Origin of the sequence: Streptococcus nasisuis, from assembly GCF_040836615.1 — a bacterium.
Taxonomy (GTDB): Bacteria; Bacillota; Bacilli; order Lactobacillales; family Streptococcaceae; genus Streptococcus; species Streptococcus suis_V.
In genome coordinates this window covers 826,362-851,125 of record NZ_CP162268.1, presented here as the reverse complement: position 1 = coordinate 851,125, position 24,764 = coordinate 826,362, and the positions used below count along the sequence as shown (strand labels likewise).

Sequence of the window (24,764 nt, the reverse complement as noted above, 5' to 3'; positions counted from 1 at the left end):
TTACCCAATCTGACTGCCGTTTGGCACAGCTGGATCTACTGTTAAGAGTGTCAAATTGCCGTCGTGTTCGGCTGAGAGGATCATGCCCTGGCTGAGCAAGCCCATCATCTTACGCGGCTTGAGGTTGGCAACGATTTGGACTTTCTTTCCGACCAACTCTTGCTCATTTGGATAGTATTTGGCGATACCAGACAGGATTTGGCGGTCCTGACCGTCACCTGCGTCCAAGCGGAATTTGAGTAACTTATCAGACCCCTCCACTTTGGCCACTTCCTTAACTTCAGCCACGCGGATTTCAACTGCATCAAAGTCCTCGAACTTAATTGCGGACTTCTCGTTTTTCAGCTCCACATCAGCTGGGTTCCATTCTTTTTCTTCCTCTTTGGTAATAGCAAAGCTGCCACCCATTTGAGCTTGGATATAGGCGATTTCTTCTTCCATATCCAATCGTGGGAAGATAGGTGTACCTTTTGCGACCACTGTCAAACCTGCTGGAAGACCTGGAAAGTCAAGGTTTTCAAGGTCAAATGCTGTTCCCAAACCAAGCTGTCCCATAATAGCATTAGACGTTGTCATCATAAATGGTTGAATGAGGTGTGCCACCACACGAAGACCTGCCGTTAAGTGAGCCATGACTGCTGCCAACTTGTCTCGGTCCGCTTCGTCCTTAGCCAAGACCCAAGGTGCAGTTTCATCGATGTACTTGTTGGTACGGGAGATGATATTCCAAACAGCTTCCAAAGCGCGTGGGTAATCAACTGCTTCCATATACTTGTGGTATCTTGCCAAGTTGTCAGCTACTACTGCCGCCAAGTCCGCATCAAAATCTGTCACGTTGGCAACAAAAGTCGGTACCTGACCGCCGAAATACTTGTTAATCATAGCAACCGTTCGGTTGAGCAAGTTTCCAAGGTCGTTGGCCAGTTCGTAGTTAATACGACCAACATAGTCTTCTGGCGTGAAAGTTCCGTCAGAGCCAACTGGCAGACTACGCATGAGGTAGTAACGAAGTGGGTCCAAGCCGAAACGCTCAACCAGCATTTCTGGATATACCACATTGCCCTTGGACTTGGACATCTTGCCATCTTTCATGACAAACCAGCCATGAGCAACCAAGCGGTCTGGCAGCTTCATATCCAACATCATAAGCATGATTGGCCAGTAAATGGAGTGGAAGCGAAGAATGTCTTTTCCAACCATGTGGTAAACAGTTCCATTCCAGAACTTGTCATAGTTGGCTGTTTCTTCCTGACCATAGCCCAAAGCTGTCGCATAGTTAAGCAGAGCATCAATCCAAACATAGACAACGTGTTTAGGATTGGACGGTACAGGCACACCCCAGGTAAATGAGGTACGGGATACTGCCAAGTCTTCCAATCCTGGCTCGATGAAGTTTTTCATGATTTCATTCATACGACCGTCAGGCTGGATAAAGTCTGGATGAGCCTTGAAGAACTCGACCAACTTATCCTGATACTTGCTGAGGCGGAGGAAGTAGGATTCTTCTGATACCCAAGCAACCTCGTGACCGCTCGGAGCGATACCACCTATTACCTTGCCGTTCTCATCTCGGAAGACCTCTTCTAATTGGCTCTCGGTGAAGAATTCCTCGTCTGATACGGAATACCAACCAGAATACTCTCCCAAGTAAATGTCGTCCTGCGCCAGCAATTTTTCAAAAACATCTGCCACCACTTGTTCATGGTAATCGTCTGTTGTGCGAATAAACTTATCATATGAAATATCAAGAAGTTTCCAAAGTTCTTTCACTCCGACCGCCATGCCGTCAACGTAGGCTTGCGGTGTCAGACCAGCCTCTTTTGCCTTCTCCTCAATCTTCTGCCCATGCTCATCAAGACCTGTCAGATAGAAGACCTCGTGGCCCATGAGACGCTTGTAGCGAGCCAAGACATCGCAGGCAATGGTCGTGTAGGCCGAGCCGATGTGGAGCTTGCCAGACGGATAATAAATCGGTGTGGTAATGTAAAACGGTGTTTTTGTCATGTTCTTTCCTTTCAAATCAGAGCAAATGAAACCCTGTTATTGATAACACTCCATTTTATCATATTTTTGTGTAAAAACAAAGCGACTTCCCGTCCACAAGCTATCAAGATATGGTATACTAGAAGAAGTTATGAAAAAGAATGGGGTTATCTATGTTTTCACCAAAAAATCTCTTGATTCATTTATTTTACGCATTGATAGTAGTCGGACTATTTCTATATGGTGCACAAGATTCACCCCTAATTGGAAATATTACGATGGCCCTGATTGCTTTGGATTTAGCTATTTTAGTCAAGGAAAATAGCCACGTGGCAAGCAAACTGCTCCTGACACCTTTTTGGCTCTTCTTCTATCCCAACACCTTCTTTATGGTGACCCAGCTAACCAATCTCCAGCTGGCCAGCAATACCCTTTGGGAACAAAGCAGCTTGATACTCTTCATGTTGACCATTCCTGCAATTTTATTTGGCATTATGGCTGGCGTAGAAAGCGTAGAACTGATTTTCAAGGGATACAATATCAGACATTACAGCTTGCGACTCCTAGTAATTGGCACCCTGGCTCTGACATCTAGCTACGCTATCTATATCGCCCATTTTGCCAATCTTCATTCTTGGGATATTTTCGTTCAGCCCTTCATCGTCTTAAATTCTATGTTGGCAGCTATTTCTTGGGGAAACCTTCCCCTTCATCATCGGCTTCACCTTCATACAAATCATGGTCTTGGTCTTTGCCGTTGATGAATAAATGAGTTGAAAGAAACAGGTCAGCTGTTTCTTTTTTGTTTCCTAGGACTTTATCCATTCTTAAACATGTTCAAACAATACAATGCCTACTCCCCCTTTTCTGCCTGAATGTGATATACTAGCATTTATATTCTACAGAAAGAGGTTTGTCATGCTTACAAAGAAAAATGTTTTTATTCATATTTTTTTCCTCATCATCGCTGCCGGTCTAAAGCGTTATGGTGTCACCGCACCAGACTTGACTTGGAATATGTTTTTGGCTTTGGTGGCACTTGATTTTGCCATCCTCACCAACTACAGTAAATCTAAATACATAAAGATTATTGCTGCCCTTCTCTGGCTCTTTTTCTATCCTAATACCTTTTATATGGTGACCGACATCGTCCATATGCATTTTGCAAACACTGTACTCTGGCAACGCGAAAGCATGATCCTTTTCATGCTCTATGTCCCAAGTATTTTCTATGGGGTCATGACTGGCGTGGAAAGCCTGAGGCTGATTTTCTCTGCCTTTTCTATCAAGTCCTACTGGATCAGGCTGTTTCTGATTGGTGGTCTTTCCCTCCTATCCAGCTTTGCCATTCACATCGGACGCTATGCACGGCTCAATTCATGGGACATCTTTACCAGACCAAGCCTGGTCGTCAGTGAAATGATTGAAGTCATTTCTTGGGCTGCCCTGCCTTTCATCCTGGGCTTTACCTTTATTCAAATCATGGTCTTGGTCTTTTCCATAGACGAATCGAGTAGGGACTAATTTCTAGTCCCTCTCACACCACCGTGCGTGCCGTTCGGCACACGGCGGTTCAACTAACTTTTAACGCATGTCGTTTTAGATAATAATCTAGGCAAGAAACCAGTCCACGTTTAGCGAGGACTGGTTTTGATATGGCACGTTTCAGTACAGACCTCTGAGCCACTAATTGATAATGGTCTCCCCAGCCAGATACTTTATCCGCTATCCACTTCGGTACTCCTAATTTGAGAAGTCCCCATAATCGCCTAGATTTCTTCTTCCATTGTTTCCAGATAATAACTCTTATTCGAGTTCTTAGTCGTTCATCAATGCTTTCCATGACTGATTTCATTTTCGTCATAGAAAAGTAGTTTATCCAACCTCGGATGACCCAGTTTAGTCGCTCAATTCGGCTGTCTAAGTCAATACTCCACTTACGGGCCGTTAGTTTCTTGAGTTTTCTCTTGAAACTCTGTACGCTATCCTGATGCGGACGACTTTTCCAGCCCTCAGATGATTTCCAGAACCCAAATCCTAGGTACTTTAATTTGCTCGGTCTCACAATCTTGGTCTTGGTCATGTTGACTTTCAAACCTAATCGTTTTTCAATATAACGACTAATTGAATGCATCACACGTTTAGCCGCCGCATCACTACCGACTGTGATGACGCAGTCATCTGCGTAGCGAACGAAGCGAAGTCCACGATTTTCCAACTCTTTATCTAGCTCATTAAGCATGATATTGGACAGGAGCGGTGATAGGTTTCCTCCTGTGGAGTTCCAACTAGTGTTTTATACCGTTGTCCGTTGATGACTACACCTGAATGAAGGTACTTACGAATTAAAGATTCTGTATCTCCATCTTGGATAATGTTATGAACAAGCGACATCAGTCTATCTTGAGGAACGGTATCAAAGAACTTCTCCAGGTCTATGTCTACTATCCACTCATAACCGTCATTAAGGTATTCTAATAACTGGATAATAGCTTGTTCGCATGACCGATTGGGTCTGAATCCGTAACTCCTCTCAGAGAAATAGGGTTCACAAATAGGACTAATGACTTGGACAATAGCTTGTTGTATCATTCTATCCATGACCGTTGGGATACCTAACTGACGGTCTCCGCCGTTAGGTTTGGGAATTTCAACTCGTAAGACTGGCTGAGGTTTGTACTTCCTCTGCTTTATGAGTTCTTTAGTTGAACGCCAGTGTTTGCGGAGATAGTCATCTATTTCGTCAATAGTTACGCCGTCAATTCCTGCTGAACCTTTATTGGCTCTAACTTGATTGTAGGCTTCAAGCATATTGGACCGAGATAGGATATTATCTAGTAACTGTGACATGTGCGTATTCCTTTCTTGTTTCGGTGTCTGAGGGACGTCTTATATTGGTGAACTTTCCTCTAGTCAATACGTGACCGCACCCAGTTCTATCAGACCGCTAGTTTTACAGACACAAGTGAAGTAGGTATACTTCGGTTAATTGTTCAGCCCTTCGCTCCACCTCTATTACAGAAGTTTCATCGCTACTATGGCCTCGGCTGAGAGTCTGCCCCAGCCATTGTTGGCCAACGAAGAATGAGTTGATGACAACAATAGGCAAGGGTACTTCTCATGATTCGTTGTTACTACGTCTTTGACGCTCATGAGACCTCACGGGATAAGTCGTACATCTTTCCTCGTTTACTCTCGTGATTTACGTCTATAGGTTACGACTACCTTTTTGGACTTTAGAGTTGTATGCCCCCTCATCCCCTATATACGCCTTGTTATCACGTTTCTGTTCGTAGAGCCACGATTTCGCTATCCCTTCCTCTCCCCGCTACCTCACGATAGTCAGGCTTGGGAGTCGCTTTGGGGTTCACCGGTAGCGGGTGTCCACGGAGGACTTTCACCTCAGATGTACGACATGCCCGTCGTACATAACAAAACCGGCAACAGCCTTGTACTGTTACCGGTTTTTCTTATCCAAAATGGAGTTGTTCAAATAGATCTTCCAAGTCGGAAATGATCTCCCGATGAAAATCCAAATAATAGGTTTTCTGGTCAGAATCCGGAAGTTTTTCAATATCTGCCAAAATATCCTGATAGCGTCGAAGAAGCTTCTCACCAGCCACTTTATCTATCTCATCCATTTCACCGATACCTGCTGCTATGTCATCTAAGTTGTCATATTTTGTCAGCATAGCCTCAGTCCACTCCCGCTTGTCCTTGTTGAGATTGACAATCTTTTCTGTCAACCAGTCTTCAAACCATCTCTCTTCTGTCAAAGATTGGCTATTAGCAGCCTTAATCACTTGGTCAGTTCTACTTGAACGAAGGTAATTCCGATAAAACCAAACGGCAAAAAGAATGACTAGAATGATATTGACGGGGAAGACAAAGCTAAGGGTGAACAGTACCGTCAGCCACAAGATCAACTTGATATTTCTGGTCGTTTTCTCTGCAGGTCTTTTTTTCTCTTCCCAATCATCCAGTATAGCCTGGGCTTGTGCAGTATAGGTTTCAACCAATTTTGCCAGTCGCAATTTTTTCTCTGGGTCATCTTCTAGTTCCATTGCCAGATAGGCTTGATTGGCCCTAGCCTTGGCTGCTTCATAGGTCTGAACTGTCCCCAAATAGGCCGCATTGCTATTCATCTGATTCAGCAAGCGGTCCGTCTGACCTTTGATAAAAGACCGATCTCTTGATGTTAATTTACGGTAAGGCATAGCAACCCCTTCCTGTATATCTGAAATATACTACCATTGTACGATAGGTTCCATTCTTTTGCAATGCTTCAATATCATTATTTCCTTCAGCCAAATAATAGACTTAAAATGACAAAGCCACCTGCCAATGCACCAATGATTACAGGGAAGCACAGTTTATGATAAAAACCAAGGCAACAGTTTGTCCTTCTCCTACTTCCTAGGTACGATTGAGTTGGTAATTGCTATGGCAATAATGCCCACCAGGAAACAGATCGCAAATGTAAAAAATAGAAATGCCCCCATATATTTCTCCTTCTCTTGTGAGAAGGATTACTTGGTGACCTATCCCCTCACGATTTCTAATAATTTTTCATAGGAATCCACCACATCGTACATGTGGTCGTCCGTAATCAAACCTTTTTCTTTCAAGGCTTTGAAGTGGGCCTTGGCACACTCAATTTTTGCAAGCTCTGCCCCTTTCAGTTGCAAACTAGACATGGAACCCTTGGTTTCGGCTACAAAATAAACATGCTTAACTGAACCATCTCGGAAGGCAATTGCCCAGTCAGGGTTGTAAGCACCCAGCGGGGTGGAAATCTTAAAATTGCTAGGTAATTTGGTGTAGACCATGACATCTTCAAATTGATCCAGCTCTTCTTTGAACTTCCGCTCTGTATCCGAATCAACCTTCACATAATTATACACGCCTTTTTGCGATTCCAGTATCCGTTTGTCCGATAATTTTCCGCTTTCTGGGTTATCCGTAAAAACAGAAGTGTCAAAGGTTTCTTCCAAGATATTGTAGCGGATATGCTCAATCACCTGACTGGCCTTTTGTTCATTGATCAGGCGGCTTGTTCGTTGGATAAATGCCTCAGGGTTATAGGCGAACATGTCAAACTTGCTTGGTGAGATCTGTTTCAGGATAGCGGCAACTGTTTTCCGTTTCAACTCTGTGCGACTGGCGATTTCACCCAACAAATCATAGCGGAGTTGGATAGATGACTTGTCCAATTCAGCCTGACGCTTGCCGTCTTTATTGACCTTGAAATCCAAACCTTGTTCAGCTTTCATTTCCCTTGCCTCAGCTTCTGTAATCATATAGCTTGGCTTTTTGACAAACAGAGACTCATTCAATGCCTTAACAGATTTTTCAATCAATTCCTCATCGTCAAACTCGACATAGTAGGTGGACTTGTGATGAATGCTTTCCCACAAGCGCTTAAACTCTTGACGGTTGTAGTTGTCAGGATTGATTTCTCTAGCAAAGACAACTTCCGAATCATTTTCACGCTCAATCTGGTAACGATTGACATCATAAATAGACTCCAAAATGTCTTTTACAGCCACTTCATAGCCAGCCAGATTTTCCGATAAAGTAAACTGACTTGTTTCTTTTTGTTCAAAGTAAGTGGTGGTCAGATTTCCCTTGCTGTCGATATAATCTTGCTTAATCAACTGATGTTCAATCTCTTTAGCTACTTCCTTGGTGACAGTCAGTTTTTGACCAGCTTCATTTTCCAAGACCTTATTGACAAAAAGATCCACTTCCACCTTGCTTGGTCGATCAGCCAAGATCTCCTTGAGTTCTCTTTGCAAGTTCTTAGCAAAATCTTCATAGCTTTCATTGGCAATGACGGTCAATTTGTTAATGTTATGAACATCAGCTCCTAAAAGTTCCTCATCCTGACGGACACCTTTTTGGTCAACAGCAAGACGCATCCCACGACCAATCTTTTGCCGTTTTTCTGTCTCCGTACCCGTATTTTTCAGAGTACAAATCTGGAAGACATTGGGATTGTCCCAGCCTTCTTTGAGGGCTGAGTGGGAGAAGATAAAGCGTACTGGCTCATCAAAGGACAGCAGACGCTCCTTGTCCTTCATAATCAAATCAAAGGCATCCTTGTCGTTGGACTGGTTGTTTTTCTTCTCCGTTGCCGATTTGTAATCCACAAACTTGACCTTGTCCGATTTTTTCACCTTATCAACGGAGAAATAACCTGCGTGAACGGGATTGCCTTCCTGATGATTATTTAGATAGTGCCAAAAATTGCTGCCATGAAGGTTTGGATCGGCCAACAAGGTCTTGACCTGAGCTTCGTATTCTTCTTCAAACATCTGGGCATAGGTACCATTGTAGGCATCATTTTGCTCGTCGTAGCACTTGTACTTGGCTACCTCATCAATGAAGAAAAGGGAAAGCACCTTGATACCTCGTTTATATAGGCCTTCTTCTTTTTGCAGGTGACTGGCAATGGTTTCCCGAATCTGGATACGACGAATGTCATCTTCGTTGGTTTCCCCAATCACTTCGCCCACATGGAGTTTGCGATTGGCACCGATTTGAATGGAATTTTCACCCTCACGCGCATCAAAATGGCTCAAAGTCCAACCATCTTGATAGGCTGGAAGATTCCCAGACTCTTCATAGAGGGCAAACGGTTCTTCAACCAGCTTGGTCACTCGTTTGACATCGCCTGACTTGGTCCGCACCTCAAACTCAATCCGAGCCTTTGGAGCTCCTGATTTTTGCGGAACCAGTTCTTGCAGATAAAGGTAGCCTTGTGTACCTGTGGTAGAAGTCTGCTCCACGGTCTTAACGGCAATCTTCTTGACCAGCTTTTTATTATAGGCATCCAAGGCATCCAGACGATAAATCATATCGTGCTTGTCCTTATGGGTGGCTGAGTAGCGGAGGGTAAATAGGGGCTTGAAGTCCTCCAAGCGTTCTTTGGTCTTTTTCCCCTCAACCGACTGAGGCTCATCAATGATCAAAATGGGATTGGTCGCCGCGATGACATCGATGGGCTTTCTCCAGCGGAAACTTTCCTGCTCGGTGTGAATGCGACGAGCATCCGCTCCAGTGGCATTAAAAGCCTGGGAGTTGATAATCATGACCTGAATGTCCGAGGAGTTGGCGAACTTGTCCAGCTCTCCCAAACGGCTAGAGTCATAGACAAAGTAACGTGGTTTCTTGCCGTACTCCATCTGGAAATGGTCTGCCATAATCTCAAAGGACTTGAGCACCCCCTCACGAATGGCGATGCTGGGCACCACAATGATAAACTTGAGCCAGCCATACTGCTTGTTGAGCTCCATCAGGGTGCGGATATAGGTATAGGTCTTCCCTGTCCCTGTCTCCATCTCAATGGTCAAATTGTAAGACGGACGACCATCCACTTTTTGGATGGATAGGTTTTCTGAAGGTTTAATTCCATAGCGGAGCTGCTGACTTCGTACCTGCTGGCTGATAGTCTCCTGTGAAAGCTGGATAGGCGCATTGCGAAAACCGATAAAATTCATATCCAGTTCCGCACCTGTCCCTTGTCCTTTATCCATGTGGTAGTCAAAACCGCTGTGTTTGCCCTGACCAGCAAAAACATCCACAACAGAGGCCACCGCATCTAACTGAAATTGCTGCTGCTTAAATTGAAGTTTCATTGGTTAACTCCTGTTCCTTGAAAAACTCTATCATTTCCTTGCCAAACTTCGAAATTACTATTTTGTCTCTGGCTTTCAATTTAGAAACCTTTGCCCGTGTCTTGTTTTTAATTGAAGTAATCTTACCTTTAGAGTTAGAAAGAAATTCTTGAAGTTCAATGATAGCTTTTCGTAGTTCTTCCAAAGTCGAATTTGTTTTTCCTAAATCCTCTCCTAAGTCTTTTTCAAATTTATTTTCAGCTAGTCCCAAACGATATAAGTTCGATTTTATCGCCGAGAATTGTTCATCTTTTATTGTCGTATCAGGTTGTTCATCTGGATTCAAGTAATAATAAAAATGTGACTTACTGATTTCAACCAATACTTTTATATCCAGAAATGTCAACTGCTCCAATGTATCAAAATAAATATACGAAATATCTACATCAATTTCACTATGTCCAGTAAGATTAATAAATGCATTTGTTAAATATTGAATTTTCTGTTCTTGCTTCTCATTAACTGTTTTTTCAAGCATGTACAGAAATAGTTTATCTAACTCCTTTCTTACCTCAACTGACATGATATTTAGGTTTTTCTGTATGACTTCTTGATATTCTGCAAGCTGATGTACCTGTATTTCAAGATTGCGGATAGCTCGGTTTGTCCTATAAGATGATACTGCTCCACCTAATGCTGGTACAAATGATAAAGCTGTCTCAAATCCAATTTCTGAAATCAGTGACAGACCTTGTTCTTTTATAAAATCTGTACCTTGTGACTGTAAAATATCTAAAAAAGTTTCAATCATTGTATCTTTAGAAACATCTTTTAGTTGCTGTTTATTCAATTTTACACCACCTTCACTTTGGTATTTGGTGCTTCTTCTTTGAAGATTTGACCCAGGTTGATTTTAGCTGCGGAGTTGGCGAAGGATTCATCCTTGAAGACCGCACGGAGAGGTTCTTCTTTGGCGATTTGACGGAGGACGCTTTCTGAAATCTCATCTGCAAAGCAGGCAATCAAGGCACCGTCTGCCACATTGTAAACAACTGTACCGTCAATTTGAGTTTTCGCAATCGGAAGAGATAATTTCATGCCCCAAGTCAGCATAATCTGGAAGAGGAGGTCAAGGTCTGTCCGACCGTCTTTGATGTTGGAAACACTGTCAAATAGGCTTTCTTGGCTAAAGCTGTCTGGTGTTTGGCTGACATCCTTGAAGTTTGAACTGTCTAGCTTATAAGCTCTAAAACCAAAGTCTTGCTTGCCGACAGTTTCAGGATGTTCTTCCTGAATCTTTTTCGCAGCCCGACGAATCCGCTCACGAGAAATCTGGTCAATGGTTTCATAGCCAGCCTCCTTGGCAGCTGATTTGTCTGCCACCTGCTCATCCAGCGTACAGAGAATGTACTTGCGGTTACCGCCGTCTTCAGCGTTCAACTGCATAACTGCGTGTGCAGTAGTTGCGGAACCAGCGAAGAAGTCAAGGATTTTCATATTTTTATTCCCAACAATCTTCAACATATTCTTAATTAACCTAACAGGTTTTTTCCCGTTTGAGAATTTCACATCTCCTTCTTTTCCTATATTCCCCATGTCCTCATTGAAGGATTTCCACAAATCACCAACCAAGACACTACTAGTTAATTCTGACTTGTAATCACTAGTTATATTAGTCAATTGAGAAAAAGGGTATAAATATAATAACTTTCCTTTTTCATTTTGATAAACATAATAATTATTTATCCTATGTTTTTTCCCATCTTTTAATAACTCTTTCTCATCATTAGAAATTTTTAGAGTATAGTCTCTTATACGATAAATATTTTCTCTCTCAGATAATATGAAGTTTTTAACATCAGGAAATACGGACATCATAAAATGTAGATTAGCAATATTATTCGTGATACCCAATCTATTAGCGTAACTATTAACTAATTCTGAGTTTTGTAAAAATTCATTAAATTGACATTCAAATTCTCCCTTTTTATAAAAAGTAAAGTGAGTATCAAACATCTTCTTGCTCTTAGTGTAGATTGGAGAAAATCTAATAATTTCATGCTGTTTAGAATAAACATGTACATAATCCTTAGATTTTACAATTGTTCTATCGACATGTTTAGCTTTCATACCAAAAACACCGCTACTAGTTTCGACGCATATGGTAGATATATAGTTCTCCTCCCCAAATATCTCATCACAGATAGCTTTGAGGTTGGCTTGTTCGTTGTCATCAATGGAGATAAAGATGACGCCACTATCTTTAAGTAGATTGCGGGCAAGGACTAGGCGAGGGTACATCATATTGAGCCAGTCGGAGTGATAGCGGGCAGAGAATTTTTCATTTTTCACCAGACGTTGCCCAGTCTCATCCAGACTATCGGTCGCCTCATCCATCTCTCCCTTACTTATCTGGAATTTATCCGAATAGACAAAGTCCTGACCTGTATTATAAGGTGGGTCAATGTAAATCATGTCAATCTTGCCCAGATAAGACTCCTGCAAGACCTTGAGGACTTCCAGATTGTCCCCTGTTATAAAGATATTCTCAGACTTGTCAAAATCAACACTTTCCTCAAGATCTGGGCGAAGGGTCTGGGTCGTCGGTTTACCTGCCTCCGCAATCGCTCCGCGTTTGCCGACCCAGGTAAACTCATAGGACTCCCGCCCCTCAACAATCTCTCTTGAAAGAAATTGGCGTAGCTTGTCAAAGTCAATGGCTGGTCGTAACCTGCCATTTTCATCACTACTTTCTGTTAGAACCTCAGGAAAAAGCTGACCAATTTTTGCAATATTGTCTGATAAAATATCTTTTGAAGTCAGGTCTAACTTTTCAACTTGAGTGTAGTCTCCAAGCTTTTGCTGTGCTGTGCTGTGCTGTGCTGTGCTGTGCTGTGCTGTGCTGTGCTCATGGTAATCTCCTTTTCTTAGGCTGTCAAGCCTTTTTTGATGATGTAGATAAAAAATTGTCAAACGATTTTAGTTTGTGATATAATAAGGGTGAAAAAGGGATTGAGCGCCAACTCAATCCCAGTAGAACCGTTTTAAAGACGGGACGAATGAAGATTACAGTCAACCTGCTAGTTCACTCGGTCAAAGTTTCGTAGCGGTTGGCTGTCTTTTATTTTTTACGATTGTTAAAAATAAATGTCAGTAGCACGATTAGTAACGTGCCAAACTGAAACATCAGCCCGAGGGCCTCTGCGACAGACATTGCGGCAAACCTCTCTAGTTCGGTACTGCATAGGCACCACCTCCCAAAATAGATTTCCGCCCCGCTTTTGGAACTTTTCTACTGTTCTATTATACCATATCGTCCACAGAATTTACTGTGGATTTTTTTGAACCTGTATTCACTTGTGAAGTACTTTCATATAAGTAATAGTTTTTAGCTAATCCAGGCAGTTTTTTGAAGAAATACCTGTATTTTGAAAAAAACGAACGATGAATATCTTAAAAACTAGCCTTAGATGAAGGTGCTGAACTGTGAATGCTGGTTCTCAACTGTTGGATTTCTTCTTCTAGGGCTTTGTAGGCCTTTCGAAGTTCCATTTGTTTGCGCATGGCTTTTTCGGCAAACATCTTTTTCTTGAGCTGAGTTGCTTTCTTTTCCATTGCTGCTATGCGTTCCGTCTGCTCAATCTGGTCTTTGATAGAAGCTCCGCCCCCGACCAGTTCTTTTTCCCCCGCTTGTTTGACCAAGTTTTCATAAAACTGGTCCAAGTCCCTTTCTTGGTAGGTCAACGCCAGAGGTTTGTCTGTTTGAAAGTGACGAACAATCTTAAAATTCCGACCCCCTCTCAATTGCGCCAGCTTTTCCTTAAAATGAATCAAATACTGGCTAGTCCCATCTGGAAATACCAGATGAAAGAGGGTGTAAAATCCCAGATAAGTGTCCAGCTCTGCTAGTAAGTGCAGGTCTAGTTGCTGACTCAAGAGGTCAATCCGAAGAACGATGATTTGCTGAATGGTCTTGCCCGCTGGAATGGGGAGGGTCTTGGCATCTAGTTGATGGGTAGCGGTAATCTGGCCGATTTGCTGCCGTAGGAGCTGTTTATCAGCTGTAGATAGGCCAAAATTATCTAGAAAGTCCTTGTTGCCTTTTTGATAAGGCTTGTAGAGGACTTTGGGGCTTGGAATCTGAGTAGATGGTAAAAATGGCATCTTAGTCTTCTCCTTTCAAAACGGCAAAGAAGGCCATTAGTTCAAAATCATCACTTCCGTCCACCCCGCTATCCATAAAGTCAATGGTATCAGATGTGAAGAGGGACTCATTGAAGGTCTCCTCATCGCTCTCCACGAGATTTTCAAGACTTCTTTGCAAGAGGTCGGAGTAATGCTCCATTTTGGCACCATCATCAGTGGCACGATTGTAGGTTGCCACCAAATCTTTCTCAGGCTGATTTTTGCCCTTGGTAATCATGCGTAGGTGCTCCAGCAATGCTTTGGTATCTGCAATGGAGTAGACCGTCTCTCCCTCGTCACTGATATAGACCAGATAGTAGGGATGAAGTCGATTTTTCTTACTGAGATGGGTCTGGTGGGCAATATTCTTCAAGAGGAAGATGGCTCCAGCTGATTGCCCTTGCCCTGCCTGCACCACTGCTTGAAGACCTTTAGGCATAGCTTCTAACTCTGGGTGTTTGGCTAAATAGCTGAGCAGGTCCATACGGTAGTCTTCCAAACCTAGATCCATAATGGAAATCCCCTCATTCATATCTTCCAAATCAACGACCTCTGTCTGGAGGCGTTCAAGCTGTTTCTTCCGATAATTATTGTCCTCGATTTCCTCGTTGGTCAAGACATTGTCATCAGCCGTTGAAGTCAGTACAGAGATTTTCATTCTGGATTCCACACGCGCCTTGAGATCGATATAAGTATCCAAAGCAATGTTGGGCCAAAAATTGACCAGCTGGATGTATTTGTTCTGACTACCGATACGATCTACCCGACCAAAGCGCTGGACAATACGGACAGGATTCCAGTGAATGTCATAGTTTATCATGGTATCAGCGTCTTGTAGGTTTTGACCTTCTGAGATAACATCTGTCGCAATCAAGACATCAATTTCTCGATGATCATCAGGATAAAGCAAGTCCTTCTGCTTGGATCTCGGAGAGAAATAGGTCAGAAGGGTGTTCAAGTCCTTATTTTTGAGTGGCAAAGTGGTCGAAAAACCTTTAGTCCCTGAAATCTGGGCTGTATGAAGTCCATACTTATCCAAGAGATAATGGCTAATATTTTTATAAAGATAGTCTGTAGTCGTCGCAAAGGCTGAGAAGATAATCACTTTCTTGTTATCTGGATTGATTGGCTGTGCCAATTTGTCATCAATCAAGTTAAACAAGGTCTGTAATTTCTGATCTTCCTGTGGTGTGATTAAATTGACCAGGTCCTCTAATTCTCTCAACACTGTTTGGTCAGCCTGTAAATCCCTCTTCCAAGATAGGTAGTCCATGTCAGACAGCTTGATAGGGAATTTCTTTCCAACAAAGAAATCCGTGTTGCTATCTTCGACATCAAAATCATCTTCAGCCAACTCTTGCAACTGAACATTCCCTTCACCACCTGCAACTTCAAACTCTTCTATGCTCAGAATTGTTTTGTCTACATAAGCCTTGACCACGTCAATCAAGGTATAGCGAAAGGCCTCAATAGAACTTTCCAAGCGTTTCAAGAGGTTGATCATCATCAGTTTCTTAATCCCGGTTTCCCGCCCAAGCTGGGTCAAACCTTGCCCTTCCGCTTTTTCATAGCGGGAACGTTTTGAGGGATGAATGAATAGACTTGGCTGATAGATTGTTAATTGAAGTTGGTCTAACAGAGCATAAATCCGTTCGTAAGTAATATCTCTTCGATTGACCGTCAAGTCTGGATAGAAGTTTTTAGGGGCCAGTCGTTCTGGAAAATCACCAATCACATTTCTATCATAAAATTGTCGGATATGCTTACGGCTTCGTGCAATGGTCACGCTATCAAGGACTTTGAAGAAGTCAAAGTCTAGTTTGTCAAGTAGAGCAGCTGTTGTACGGGATTCTGCTGGTAGCTCTGTCCATTGATTATAAGCAGTTTGTGCCATACGAAAGATATCATTGATGGAAGATTTGGTGTCTAATTTGGCATCGAATTGTGCCGCATCGCCTTCATAGGCTAGGGCAATTTGATTTTTCAAATCATTGAAACGGTTATTTACAGGGGTTGCAGACAACATAAGAACCTTTGTCGGTACACCGCTTTTGATAATCCGATTCATCAAGCGGGAGTAGCGATTTTCTCGTCCAGCTTCCGTCTCAACATCCGATGAACCACCGTTTCTAAAGTTATGCGATTCATCAATAACGACTAAATCATAGGTATCCCAACGGTTGAGCGCCAAGTCAATACCATTTGATATTCCCTTGTCACGGCTGAGGTCTGTATGATAGAGGACGTCATACTGGAGATAGCGGTCATAAATGGGATTGTTGACATAATCGTGGCGGTACATGTTCCAGTTATGCTCCAACTTTTTGGGACAAAGAACCAAGATTCGTTTGCCGCGATAGGCATAGTAGGTCATGACAGCAAGAGCTGTAAAAGTCTTTCCTAGACCGACCGAGTCCGCTAGAATACAGCCATTGTATCGTTCCAATTTTGAAATCAGCGACTTGACCGCATCCTTTTGAAAATCATACAAGAGATTCCAAATCTTGGTTTCCTTATATTGAACATGTTCATTTGGCAGTTGGTCTTGATTGACATCTTCTAAAAATTCACTAAAGATATTATAGAGCATGACATAGTAGAGAAACTCTGGCGAATGCTCCTTATGGGCCAAGGTCAGATTTTCTAAAACTTCCTCGGTCACATCACGGAAATATTCATCATTTTCCCAGTAATCTTCAAAGTTTCGCAGATAGGTCAAGCTTTGTGGCTCTGTATACAAATTACGGCTGGACTTAAAAAGTGAATTTTCATAGCCCAGTTCCTTACGGTCAAAATTTTTCAGCTTGTCTACTGTGATGATTTGACCGTTGTCAATCCGAATGCCGTTGTCAATTTCTTCATGGACATTGATAGACTTAAACTGAGCCTTTCGACGCACCCAGTCGGCACATTCTCTAGCCAGAGATTTTTGGGTTAGTTCATTCATCAATTTGAGCTCGTACTCAGCTCCAAATATAGATGATTCTCGCTGTTTCTTGGGTATAGTATATTCACGGTATTCTTTGGCGACTTCGTTGGTCGTGAAGGTTGGGCTGGTAAAAATAAATTTCAGCTCGTCAATTTGCTCAAGCTCTTCTTTTAAAGACTGATACGCAAACATAGAAAAGGTTGCCGCAGCCATCTTGACTGTGCTTCCCTTTGTTATATGCTCTTTTAACTGGTCCCCAAGCAAGACCGTTCGGTTATCAATTTCCATAGGAACCTCTCTATTCTTTCTATATAAACTAGTATATCATATCAAATGGATAAAAATATATCCCCAGCTGCTGCCAAGGATACCTTTCTACTCCATCAACCTCATCCGTCTCCTCATCTCCTCCATATCATAGTCAAAAAGAAGGTCATGGCAGTCCGTAAAAAGCTGGCGACGCTTGTCATCATCCACCACCGCGATATCTACCCCCCTATCGTCATAGCAATGATACAGAACCTTGTCCTTGCTAGATAGAAAGATAACTGAAGCAGAAAGATAGTTAAAGCCACCATGGTCGGCCTTGATAATCTCCCACAACAGAGCTTTCAAATCTTGGTCAGCGACCGGAAAAAGATAACGTTCATAGACCAGCACTTCTCCCGTCCAGTCCTCCACTTCAATCAAGTCAGGCTCAGGACACTTGTCAAAGTTAAATTTCGATGTAAAATGCCAAAGGTAAGAGTCGATATCCCTATCTTCCTGTCGAAGCAGTGAAAGAACCACATAGTCGTATGCTGAACTAGCCCGCTCCAACAGCTCTACCGCACGCGCATAAGCATGGTCAAGATAAACTTTTCTAGGAAGAGTTTCAGCCTCATCCACAGGTCCAATCTCAAAACGCAAGGCTTTTTCTGTACTATAAAAGAAGGGGCCAACTAAAGGATAATTGTCTATACATTCAAACTGCTCAAGCCATTCATTAATCAATTTCATCAATAATCACCTTTCAAAAAAGCATGCCATTTTCATGACATACTTGATTTCTCTTATAACAATTCATTCAGCGGTGTGAAGATAATCCGCTCCAAATCAGCTACGTAGGTTCCCAACTGCTGTTGCTTGCTGAAGTACTCTGTCAAAAGAGCGTTACCTTGAACCTGCTTATTGAAGTCCAACATCTTTTTCTGGTCCACTTCAGTCGGAATGTCACCAGCCTGCAATTTAGCCTGGATAGACTTTTGGAACTCAATATAGCCTTCCAAAATAGACTTGGCTTCTGGATTGGCTTCCACAGACACCTTAACCGCTTCAACCGCCTTGTATTCAGGCAAATTGCGGATAGCACGCTCCAACTCATTGGCAATATCATAGATATTTGTTGACATAATTTTCTCCTAATCTAGGTGGATTTGGTAGTCCGTCTGCTGACGCAACCGTCCAGCAGCATCCTCCAAATCTTCCTTATTTTTAAACGTAATTTGCAAGATACCGTAAATATCCTCACGGTTTTCCTCGTTGATACGGATATTGACGATCGAAATGCCTCGCAGGACCTCCAGCACCTTCAAGACCGTGTCTTCCTCATCCGGAACATTGATAAACAAATCATAGAAGGAATCCACACCAGCCCGCTTATGAATTTCCATAGCCTTGCGCATCTTCCGTCCATGGTCGAAAAACTCCCAGATAGCATCCTGGTCTTTTGTGGACAATAGCTGAGCCACTTGGTCCAACCTCGCCTTAAATTCCTCAATCCGTCCCAGAATCGGCTCTGGATTGGTCACCAAAATACTGGTCCACATGCCAGGCTCACTCTCAGCAATCCGCGTCATATCCCTGAAACCACCTGCCGCAAAATTATTAGTGAAAGGATGGTCCAGAGCATAGTCCCCAGCCTGATTCATCAGACTAGATGCCAAAACGTGAGGAAAATGGGAAACCTGACTGGTCACCCGGTCGTGCTCCTCCGCATCGATTTGCACAAAACGAGCACCGGTCCCCGACAACAAATCTGTCAATCGTGGCACTGCATCTGGCTTGGTCAGACTAGAAGGCGTCATGATAAAATAGGCATTTTCAAAGAGCAAGCTATCTGCCGCCTCAGCGCCCGATTTATGGCTACCTGCCATGGGATGTCCACCAATAAAGTTGATACCTTTGGGTGCCAGGTATTCCTCAGCCGCTGCCACAATGGCCACCTTGGTCGAACCTGCGTCAGTCACAAGGACATTTTCTTTTAAGCCCAATTGGCTCAGTTCTTTGATAAATTCGATAGTCTGCTGGATAGGCACACAGAGGATAATCACATCTGCCTGACCTGCATACTGGGTAAAATTGTCTGTCGCCAGGTCCACCATGCCCCGCTCCAGAGCCACGCGCCGCGATTGCTCACCGCGATTGTAGCCAATGATTCGGTAATCTGGGTGGGCCTTCCGAATACCCAGGGCCAAAGAGGCCCCAATCAGACCCAAGCCTGCAATATAAATCGTTTTTGTCATGAGACTCCTAGAAATTCTTCACATAGTCACGGTGGCTAGCCACAGCTGCCTTGAGTTCTTCCAGGTTATCAGATGAGAACTTGTCCAAGATTTCTGTCGCAAGAACTGTCGCCACAACAGCCTCCATGACCACTCCCGCCGCTGGCAACGCCGTCGGATCGGAACGCTCCACCGTCGCCTTGTAAGGCTCGTGAGTGTCAATATCCACTGACATAAGCGGCTTGTAGAGGGTCGGAATTGGTTTCATCACTCCCTTGATGACCAGGGGCTGACCATTGGTCATGCCACCCTCAAAACCACCGAGATTGTTGGTGCGGCGAGTGTAGCCCTCTTCTGCATTCCACAGGATTTCGTCCATGACCTGGCTACCTCTCAAATAACCTGCTTGGAATCCTACTCCAAATTCTGCTCCCTTGAAGGCATTGATAGATACAACGGCCTGGGCCAATTTTGCATCTAATTTTCTATCCCATTGCACATAGGAACCAAGACCAGCAGGCACTCCACCGACAACTGTCTCGACAACACCACCAATCGTGTCTCCGTCGCGTTTGATTTGATCAATGTAATCCTTGATTTCCTGCTCACGTTCCTGGTTGACAATAGACACTTCAGACTTAGCAGCCAATTCACGAATTTCTGCAACAGTCAGACCATCTGGAATGTCGATTTCCTTGCCACCGAAGACGACAACGTGGTTGGCAATTTCAATGTCCAACTCAGCCAAAATGCGCTTGGCAACGGCACCTACCGCCACCCGCATGGTCGTCTCACGCGCAGATGACCGCTCCAAGGAATTACGAAGGTCGTCAAAACGGTATTTCATCCCGCCGACCAAGTCCGCATGACCTGGACGAGGATGCTTGATCCGGCGTTTTGACTTGAGCTTGTCCTCAATATCTTCCACTGCCATAATGTCCAGCCACTTCTGGTGGTCTTTGTTGGTCACATTGAGCGTAATCGGTGCCCCAGTCGTCTTACCATGACGAACACCAGCCGTGATTTCCACACGGTCTGTCTCGATTTTCATCCGACTTCCGCGACCGTAACCGCCCTGACGGCGAATCAAGTCTGCATTGATGTCATCTGCAGTCAATGGAAGACCGGCAGGCACTCCCTCAATAATAGCCGTCAAACGTGGTCCATGGGACTCTCCAGCAGTTAAATATCTCATCCTAATTCTCCAAAATCTCTAAAAACTTGCGGGTATTGGCCAGGGACATTTGCCCAGGCGCAGAAACCTCATCTAAACTTGCAAAGGTCCAGCATGAACCAGTTATGTGACCAGCGATGCGAGTGAGTTTACCCAGCTCACCCATGGAAATCGTCGCAAAGGTCTGCTCTGCATTGAGGGTTTTGAAACCTCGTGTGTAGTTCATCACATCCAGAACATCCTGCTCTGACTTAGCCATCACAGCAATCTTAACAACAGCTGGCGATAGACTAGTCAATTCAGACATGATTTCCAGATAGTTGGCCGGTGTCTCCTCAAAGTTGTGGTAGCTCAGCACCAAATTTGGAAAGTCCAGCATCTGGTCGAAGACGGCCTTATATGAATAGTATTCAAAATCAATGTACTCAGGCTGATAAAGTCCAGCAACTTCCTTGATTAAGTCCACATATTCCTGGGCATCTAGGTCCAGATAGCCACCCTCACGCGTCGTACGAACTGTGAAAATCACTTCCTTACCGTTGCATTTTTCAAAAATAGCAGGCGCAAGAGTCAAGATAGCTTCTTTTTGCAGATAATCTGCCCGCCATTCAATCAAGTCCGCTTCGGCCAGACGCTCAACGTCTAAGGCTTCCACTTCCTCAAAATTTCTAGGCATAATCGGAATAACTATTTTCATTTTTTCACCTGTATTGTAAAGACCTTTAGGTAATTACTACTTTCATCTTTTTTATTGTATACAAAATCCGACGGAAGACGATAGGTCGTCACATAGCGATGCTTGACAGCACCGAATCCTTTTTCAATCTGGTCCTTGAATTTCTCCAGGGAAAGATTGGCCGCATTGGTTGACAAAATCAAATGACCATTTGGCTCTAAAATTTCCACCGCCTGGCTGACCAGCTTATGGTAGTCCTTGGCAACCGAAAAAGTTTGTTTTTTATTACGGGCAAAACTTGGTGGATCAATAACGATAACATCGTAGGTCAAGCCCTTACGCTTGGCATATTTGAAGTATTCAAAAACATCCATGACCACAAAGCTATGTTGGTCAACATCCACACCATTTGCCTCAAAATGCGCCTGGGACAGCTCCCGAGATCGCTTAGCCAAATCAACAGAGGTCGTCTGGCTGGCTCCGCCCATAGCCGCTGCAATCGAGAAGGCTGCCGTATAGGAAAACATATTGAGCAGGGATTTTCCAGCTGCGAGACCATCTATTAGTGAGCCACGGACCTCATGCTGGTCCAGAAAAATTCCCGTCATCAATCCATCGTTCATAAAAACTTGATAGCGGACACCATTTTCCAAAACCGTAAAGGTATCTGGAGCCTCCTGACCGTATAGATGTGCACTCTCATAATCCAATCCCTTAAAACGAATCTTTTCATAGGCACCAGCAAGCTCTTGATAAACCTGGCTAAAGGCAGAAATAATCACCTCTTTGATGCCATAAACAAAGGAATTATACCAGGAGAATACAGCATAGTCAGCATACAAATCCACTGTAAAACCACCAAAACCATCGCCATCTTGATTGAAGAGACGGAAGGCAGTCGTCTGCTCAGAATGGAAATAGGCCTGCCGCTTAGATTTGGCTGTCTCAAAGAGTTTGACAAACCATTCCTCTGTCACTGCCTGCTTGGTAGAACTAACCAACCAGCCATAGCCCTTATTCTCTTTGGAAATATAGGCCTGACCAATAAACTGATTGGCTTGATTATAGAGTTCCACCCACTTGTCCAGCTCCGGTTGAACCAAAAAATCGTGTTCCAGAAGGCCATGCAGTCCTCTTTTTAGCCTTTTTTCAGCTTTGGGATGTAAAATCAATTTCATGGAAATATTATACCAAAAAATTATTCGATTCACAAAAATACTCCTAGAATTCAAGCATGTTTTGAAAATGTGGTATAATGATGAGAACCTATATTCACAGACCGGAACTCTTATATAGAGCTAGTTTCTAAATCTGCCTTCGGTGTGAAGGGGCTTATAAAATTTTTTGAAAGGACAGAGAGGACTTTAGAATGGTGAAAAAGATTAGCCAATGGATGAAACAGCACCTGAGTGGCCGACTGGCTTTTATTCTTGCCCTCCTGACCAGCTATTGGCTCAAGGCCTTGTGGGCCTATTTTGTTGACTTTAACCTGGACCTATCCAACCCCTACCAGTTGCTGATTGCCATTATCAACCCTATTCCACTGGGGCTGCTGCTGCTGGGGCTGGCCCTCTATATCAAAAATAGCAAGCTCTTTTACGCAACTGCAGGGACAATTTACTTTCTCCTCTTTGCCTGGCTGTTCGCAAATGCCGTCTACTACCGAGAATTTTCAGATTTCTTCTCCGTCTCGACTATTTTGGCATCTTCCAGCGTTTCCGAAGGGTTTAAGGGACAAGCAGTGACCAAGTTATTTCGTCCCTGGGACCTGGTTTATTTCTTAGATTTTGTTGGCCTGATTTTCCTGATTCGTGCAAAAAAAATAAGATTAGAACGTTCAGTTTTCCCTCAGAACCAGGCTCTGGCCCTAACGTCACTATCTGTTCTACTTTTTTCGGTCAACCTATTCTTAGCAGAAATTGATCGCCCAGAGCTCTTGTCCCGCGGTTTTTCCAATATCTATATCGTTCGGGCCCTGGGCTTGCCAGCCTACTTAAGCTATAATGCCAACCAGACCTATTCTGCGGAGAAGGACCGTTCCGGTGCCAGCGCAGCCGATTTGGAGCCTGTGCAAAGCTTCATCCAAACCAATTATGCAGCACCAAATCCTGAATTTTTTGGCAAGGCCAAGGGGAAAAATGTCATCTACCTGCACCTGGAAAGTCTACAGCAGTTCATCATTGATTACAAACTAGAGGTCGACGGCCAGGAATACGAGGTTACTCCCTTCCTCAACTCCCTCTACCATTCCAACTCTACCCTTGCTTTCTCAAACTTCTTCCACCAGGTCAAGGCGGGGAAAACCTCCGATGCTGAGACCATGATGGATACATCCTTATTCGGACTCGACCAGGGTTCCTTTATGGTCCAGTATGGGGGAAGCAATAGCCAGCAAGCTGCTCCCTATATCCTATCCAAGTTGGCCGGTTACGACTCAGCTGTCTTCCACGGAAATAGCGGCACCTTCTGGAACCGAAACAACACTTACAAGCGCTGGGGATACAACAACTTCTTTGATATTTCCTACTTCTCAGAACCGACGGAAGAAAATTCCTTCCAATACGGGCTCAATGACAAGGTTGTCCTGGCTGATTCCATTCAGTATCTGGAGCTTCTCCAGCAACCATTCTACGCCAAATACATTCTCGTATCCAATCACTATCCATTCACAACCAGCTTGAGCGGCGACGAAGTCGGCTTCCCACTGGCCAAGGGAGAGGATGCGACCATCAATAGCTACTTTGCTACAGCAAACTATCTCGATGCAGCAGTCAAGGCTTTCTTTGACTACCTGAAAGAAAGTGGCCTCTACGAAAATTCTATCATTGTCCTCTACAGTGACCATTACGGTATTTCTAATTCCCGTAACCCGGATTTGGCTGCCCTCATTGGCAAGGACCCAGAAACCTGGTCCGAATACGACAACGCCATGTTACAACGGGTTCCCTACATGATTGTGGTACCTGGAATGACAGAGGGACGAATCATTGATACCTACGGTGGCGAGATAGACTCCTTGCCAACCATTGAGCACTTACTAGGCATTGAAACCAATCAATTCCTACAAGTTGGACAAGATTTACTGTCACCGCAGAAACAACAGATTGTTGCCATGCGAACAGCAGATACCTTTGTTACACCAGAATATACATCCTATGCCGGCAAGCTCTACTACACCGATAGTGGCATCGAACTCACCAATCCAGATGAAACGACTTTGGCTAAAATCGAAAATATAAAAAATCGGGTAGCTTCTCAGTTAGCAACTAGCGATGCCATTCAAACTGGCGATCTCTTCCGCTTCTTAAAAAACGATATAGGATTCCCAGATGTTTCAACTTATTCCTATCAAGATTCCCTGAAAAAACTGCTAGAAAGAGAAAAAGCACTTGGTCAAGAGTCAACCAGCCTCTGGGCACGAAAAAATAAACAATCGACCGTCAGTCTCTTTAAAGCACCGAGCTATCAGGAATTGCATAAAGAAACAGCTGAGACAAGTGCGACAACTTCCAGCAACACAGATGATTCTGACACAACAACGGAAACCAGCACCAGCGCAGGGAATTAGGAAATGGGAGATAAGCTAACTTCCTTTCCCTGTGTCATTAATTTGAAACCTGTTGACATATTTCACTACTCCTTAGAATGACCATTCTGAGGAGTTTTTCTATGCAGATTGCACCTATACAACTGTCCTTTCAACCTTAATCCAATT

The 24,764-nt window shown here is 43.7% G+C and carries 17 protein-coding genes and 1 pseudogene; 3 read left to right on the top strand and 15 right to left on the bottom strand.

The annotated features are described in order from the left end of the window. On the bottom strand, nt 1–2,004 hold the full coding sequence (gene metG / locus AB1F57_RS04325) for a methionine--tRNA ligase (RefSeq protein WP_367986135.1): 2,004 nt from the start codon (nt 2,002–2,004) through the stop codon (nt 1–3). A gap of 152 nt (nt 2,005–2,156) precedes the next feature. Between metG and AB1F57_RS04320 the strand changes: the two genes are divergently transcribed. Both AB1F57_RS04320 and AB1F57_RS04315 read left to right on the top strand, forming a co-directional pair. Beyond that, on the top strand, nt 2,157–2,744 hold the full coding sequence (locus tag AB1F57_RS04320) for a DUF1361 domain-containing protein (RefSeq protein WP_367986134.1): 588 nt from the start codon (nt 2,157–2,159) through the stop codon (nt 2,742–2,744). Between the two features lie 157 nt (nt 2,745–2,901). Continuing rightward, a complete protein-coding gene (locus AB1F57_RS04315) occupies nt 2,902–3,507 on the top strand; it encodes a DUF1361 domain-containing protein (RefSeq protein WP_167785692.1) in 606 nt (201 codons plus the stop codon). Between the two features lie 49 nt (nt 3,508–3,556). On the opposite strand, the pseudogene ltrA reads toward AB1F57_RS04315, so the two are convergent. The 14 genes and pseudogenes from ltrA to AB1F57_RS04245 all read right to left on the bottom strand — a co-directional run bounded on the left by ltrA (nt 3,557) and on the right by AB1F57_RS04245 (nt 22,227). After that, nucleotides 3,557–4,833: pseudogene (ltrA, locus tag AB1F57_RS04310) on the bottom strand (group II intron reverse transcriptase/maturase). Between the two features lie 620 nt (nt 4,834–5,453). Beyond that, entirely contained in the window at nt 5,454–6,200 is a 747-nt protein-coding gene (locus AB1F57_RS04305) for a hypothetical protein (protein ID WP_367986133.1), read from the bottom strand. Between the two features lie 324 nt (nt 6,201–6,524). Beyond that, nucleotides 6,525–9,623 (bottom strand): type III restriction-modification system endonuclease, encoded by a 3,099-nt coding sequence (locus tag AB1F57_RS04300; protein ID WP_367986132.1) that lies wholly within the window; start codon nt 9,621–9,623, stop codon nt 6,525–6,527. Continuing rightward, nucleotides 9,607–10,452 (bottom strand): hypothetical protein, encoded by an 846-nt coding sequence (locus AB1F57_RS04295; protein ID WP_367986131.1) that lies wholly within the window; start codon nt 10,450–10,452, stop codon nt 9,607–9,609. The genes AB1F57_RS04300 and AB1F57_RS04295 overlap by 17 nt, the downstream gene beginning before the upstream one ends. A 2-nt stretch (nt 10,453–10,454) precedes the next feature. Next, the gene (locus AB1F57_RS04290; protein ID WP_367986332.1) at nt 10,455–12,320 is read right to left on the bottom strand and encodes a site-specific DNA-methyltransferase; all 1,866 of its coding nucleotides are present in this window, start codon (nt 12,318–12,320) and stop codon (nt 10,455–10,457) included. Between the two features lie 403 nt (nt 12,321–12,723). Further along, a complete protein-coding gene (locus AB1F57_RS04285; protein WP_221622108.1) occupies nt 12,724–12,816 on the bottom strand; it encodes a putative holin-like toxin in 93 nt (30 codons plus the stop codon). Nucleotides 12,817–13,055: 239 nt separating this feature from the next. Next, the gene (locus tag AB1F57_RS04280; RefSeq protein ID WP_174853148.1) at nt 13,056–13,766 is read right to left on the bottom strand and encodes a DUF4391 domain-containing protein; all 711 of its coding nucleotides are present in this window, start codon (nt 13,764–13,766) and stop codon (nt 13,056–13,058) included. A 1-nt stretch (nt 13,767) separates the two neighbouring features. Continuing rightward, entirely contained in the window at nt 13,768–17,004 is a 3,237-nt protein-coding gene (locus tag AB1F57_RS04275) for a helicase-related protein (protein ID WP_367986130.1), read from the bottom strand. Between the two features lie 87 nt (nt 17,005–17,091). Further along, nucleotides 17,092–17,715: a DUF3885 domain-containing protein gene (locus AB1F57_RS04270; protein WP_367986129.1), complete on the bottom strand. Its 624-nt coding sequence runs from the start codon at nt 17,713–17,715 to the stop codon at nt 17,092–17,094. A gap of 53 nt (nt 17,716–17,768) precedes the next feature. After that, nucleotides 17,769–18,107, bottom strand: a complete 339-nt coding sequence (locus AB1F57_RS04265) for a YlbF/YmcA family competence regulator (RefSeq protein WP_105110968.1) — start codon at nt 18,105–18,107, stop codon at nt 17,769–17,771. A gap of 9 nt (nt 18,108–18,116) precedes the next feature. Next, nucleotides 18,117–19,220: a prephenate dehydrogenase gene (locus AB1F57_RS04260; protein WP_105137178.1), complete on the bottom strand. Its 1,104-nt coding sequence runs from the start codon at nt 19,218–19,220 to the stop codon at nt 18,117–18,119. A 7-nt stretch (nt 19,221–19,227) separates the two neighbouring features. Continuing rightward, a complete protein-coding gene (aroC, locus tag AB1F57_RS04255; protein WP_367986128.1) occupies nt 19,228–20,394 on the bottom strand; it encodes a chorismate synthase in 1,167 nt (388 codons plus the stop codon). A 1-nt stretch (nt 20,395) separates the two neighbouring features. Then, entirely contained in the window at nt 20,396–21,070 is a 675-nt protein-coding gene (gene aroD / locus AB1F57_RS04250; RefSeq protein WP_105123240.1) for a type I 3-dehydroquinate dehydratase, read from the bottom strand. After that, nucleotides 21,067–22,227, bottom strand: a complete 1,161-nt coding sequence (locus AB1F57_RS04245; RefSeq protein ID WP_172079446.1) for a class I SAM-dependent rRNA methyltransferase — start codon at nt 22,225–22,227, stop codon at nt 21,067–21,069. Before AB1F57_RS04245 ends, aroD begins: the two co-directional genes overlap by 4 nt. 194 nt (nt 22,228–22,421) lie before the next feature. Between AB1F57_RS04245 and AB1F57_RS04240 the strand changes: the two genes are divergently transcribed. After that, nucleotides 22,422–24,617, top strand: a complete 2,196-nt coding sequence (locus tag AB1F57_RS04240; protein WP_174853151.1) for an LTA synthase family protein — start codon at nt 22,422–22,424, stop codon at nt 24,615–24,617. Nucleotides 24,618–24,764 lie beyond the last annotated feature (147 nt).

Bases quoted from the DNA above. Each gene is read 5' to 3' on its own strand.
- AB1F57_RS04270 (WP_367986129.1), bottom strand. From the start codon at position 17,715: ATGAAATTGATTAATGAATGGCTTGAGCAGTTTGAATGTATAGACAAT.
- AB1F57_RS04315 (WP_167785692.1), top strand. From the start codon at position 2,902: ATGCTTACAAAGAAAAATGTTTTTATTCATATTTTTTTCCTCATCATC.
- AB1F57_RS04260 (WP_105137178.1), bottom strand. From the start codon at position 19,220: ATGACAAAAACGATTTATATTGCAGGCTTGGGTCTGATTGGGGCCTCT.
- AB1F57_RS04285 (WP_221622108.1), bottom strand. From the start codon at position 12,816: ATGTCTGTCGCAGAGGCCCTCGGGCTGATGTTTCAGTTTGGCACGTTA.
- AB1F57_RS04300 (WP_367986132.1), bottom strand. From the start codon at position 9,623: ATGAAACTTCAATTTAAGCAGCAGCAATTTCAGTTAGATGCGGTGGCC.
- AB1F57_RS04265 (WP_105110968.1), bottom strand. From the start codon at position 18,107: ATGTCAACAAATATCTATGATATTGCCAATGAGTTGGAGCGTGCTATC.
- AB1F57_RS04305 (WP_367986133.1), bottom strand. From the start codon at position 6,200: ATGCCTTACCGTAAATTAACATCAAGAGATCGGTCTTTTATCAAAGGT.
- metG (WP_367986135.1), bottom strand. From the start codon at position 2,004: ATGACAAAAACACCGTTTTACATTACCACACCGATTTATTATCCGTCT.
- aroC (WP_367986128.1), bottom strand. From the start codon at position 20,394: ATGAGATATTTAACTGCTGGAGAGTCCCATGGACCACGTTTGACGGCT.
- AB1F57_RS04275 (WP_367986130.1), bottom strand. From the start codon at position 17,004: ATGGAAATTGATAACCGAACGGTCTTGCTTGGGGACCAGTTAAAAGAG.
- AB1F57_RS04245 (WP_172079446.1), bottom strand. From the start codon at position 22,227: ATGAAATTGATTTTACATCCCAAAGCTGAAAAAAGGCTAAAAAGAGGA.
- aroD (WP_105123240.1), bottom strand. From the start codon at position 21,070: ATGAAAATAGTTATTCCGATTATGCCTAGAAATTTTGAGGAAGTGGAA.
- AB1F57_RS04280 (WP_174853148.1), bottom strand. From the start codon at position 13,766: ATGCCATTTTTACCATCTACTCAGATTCCAAGCCCCAAAGTCCTCTAC.
- AB1F57_RS04320 (WP_367986134.1), top strand. From the start codon at position 2,157: ATGTTTTCACCAAAAAATCTCTTGATTCATTTATTTTACGCATTGATA.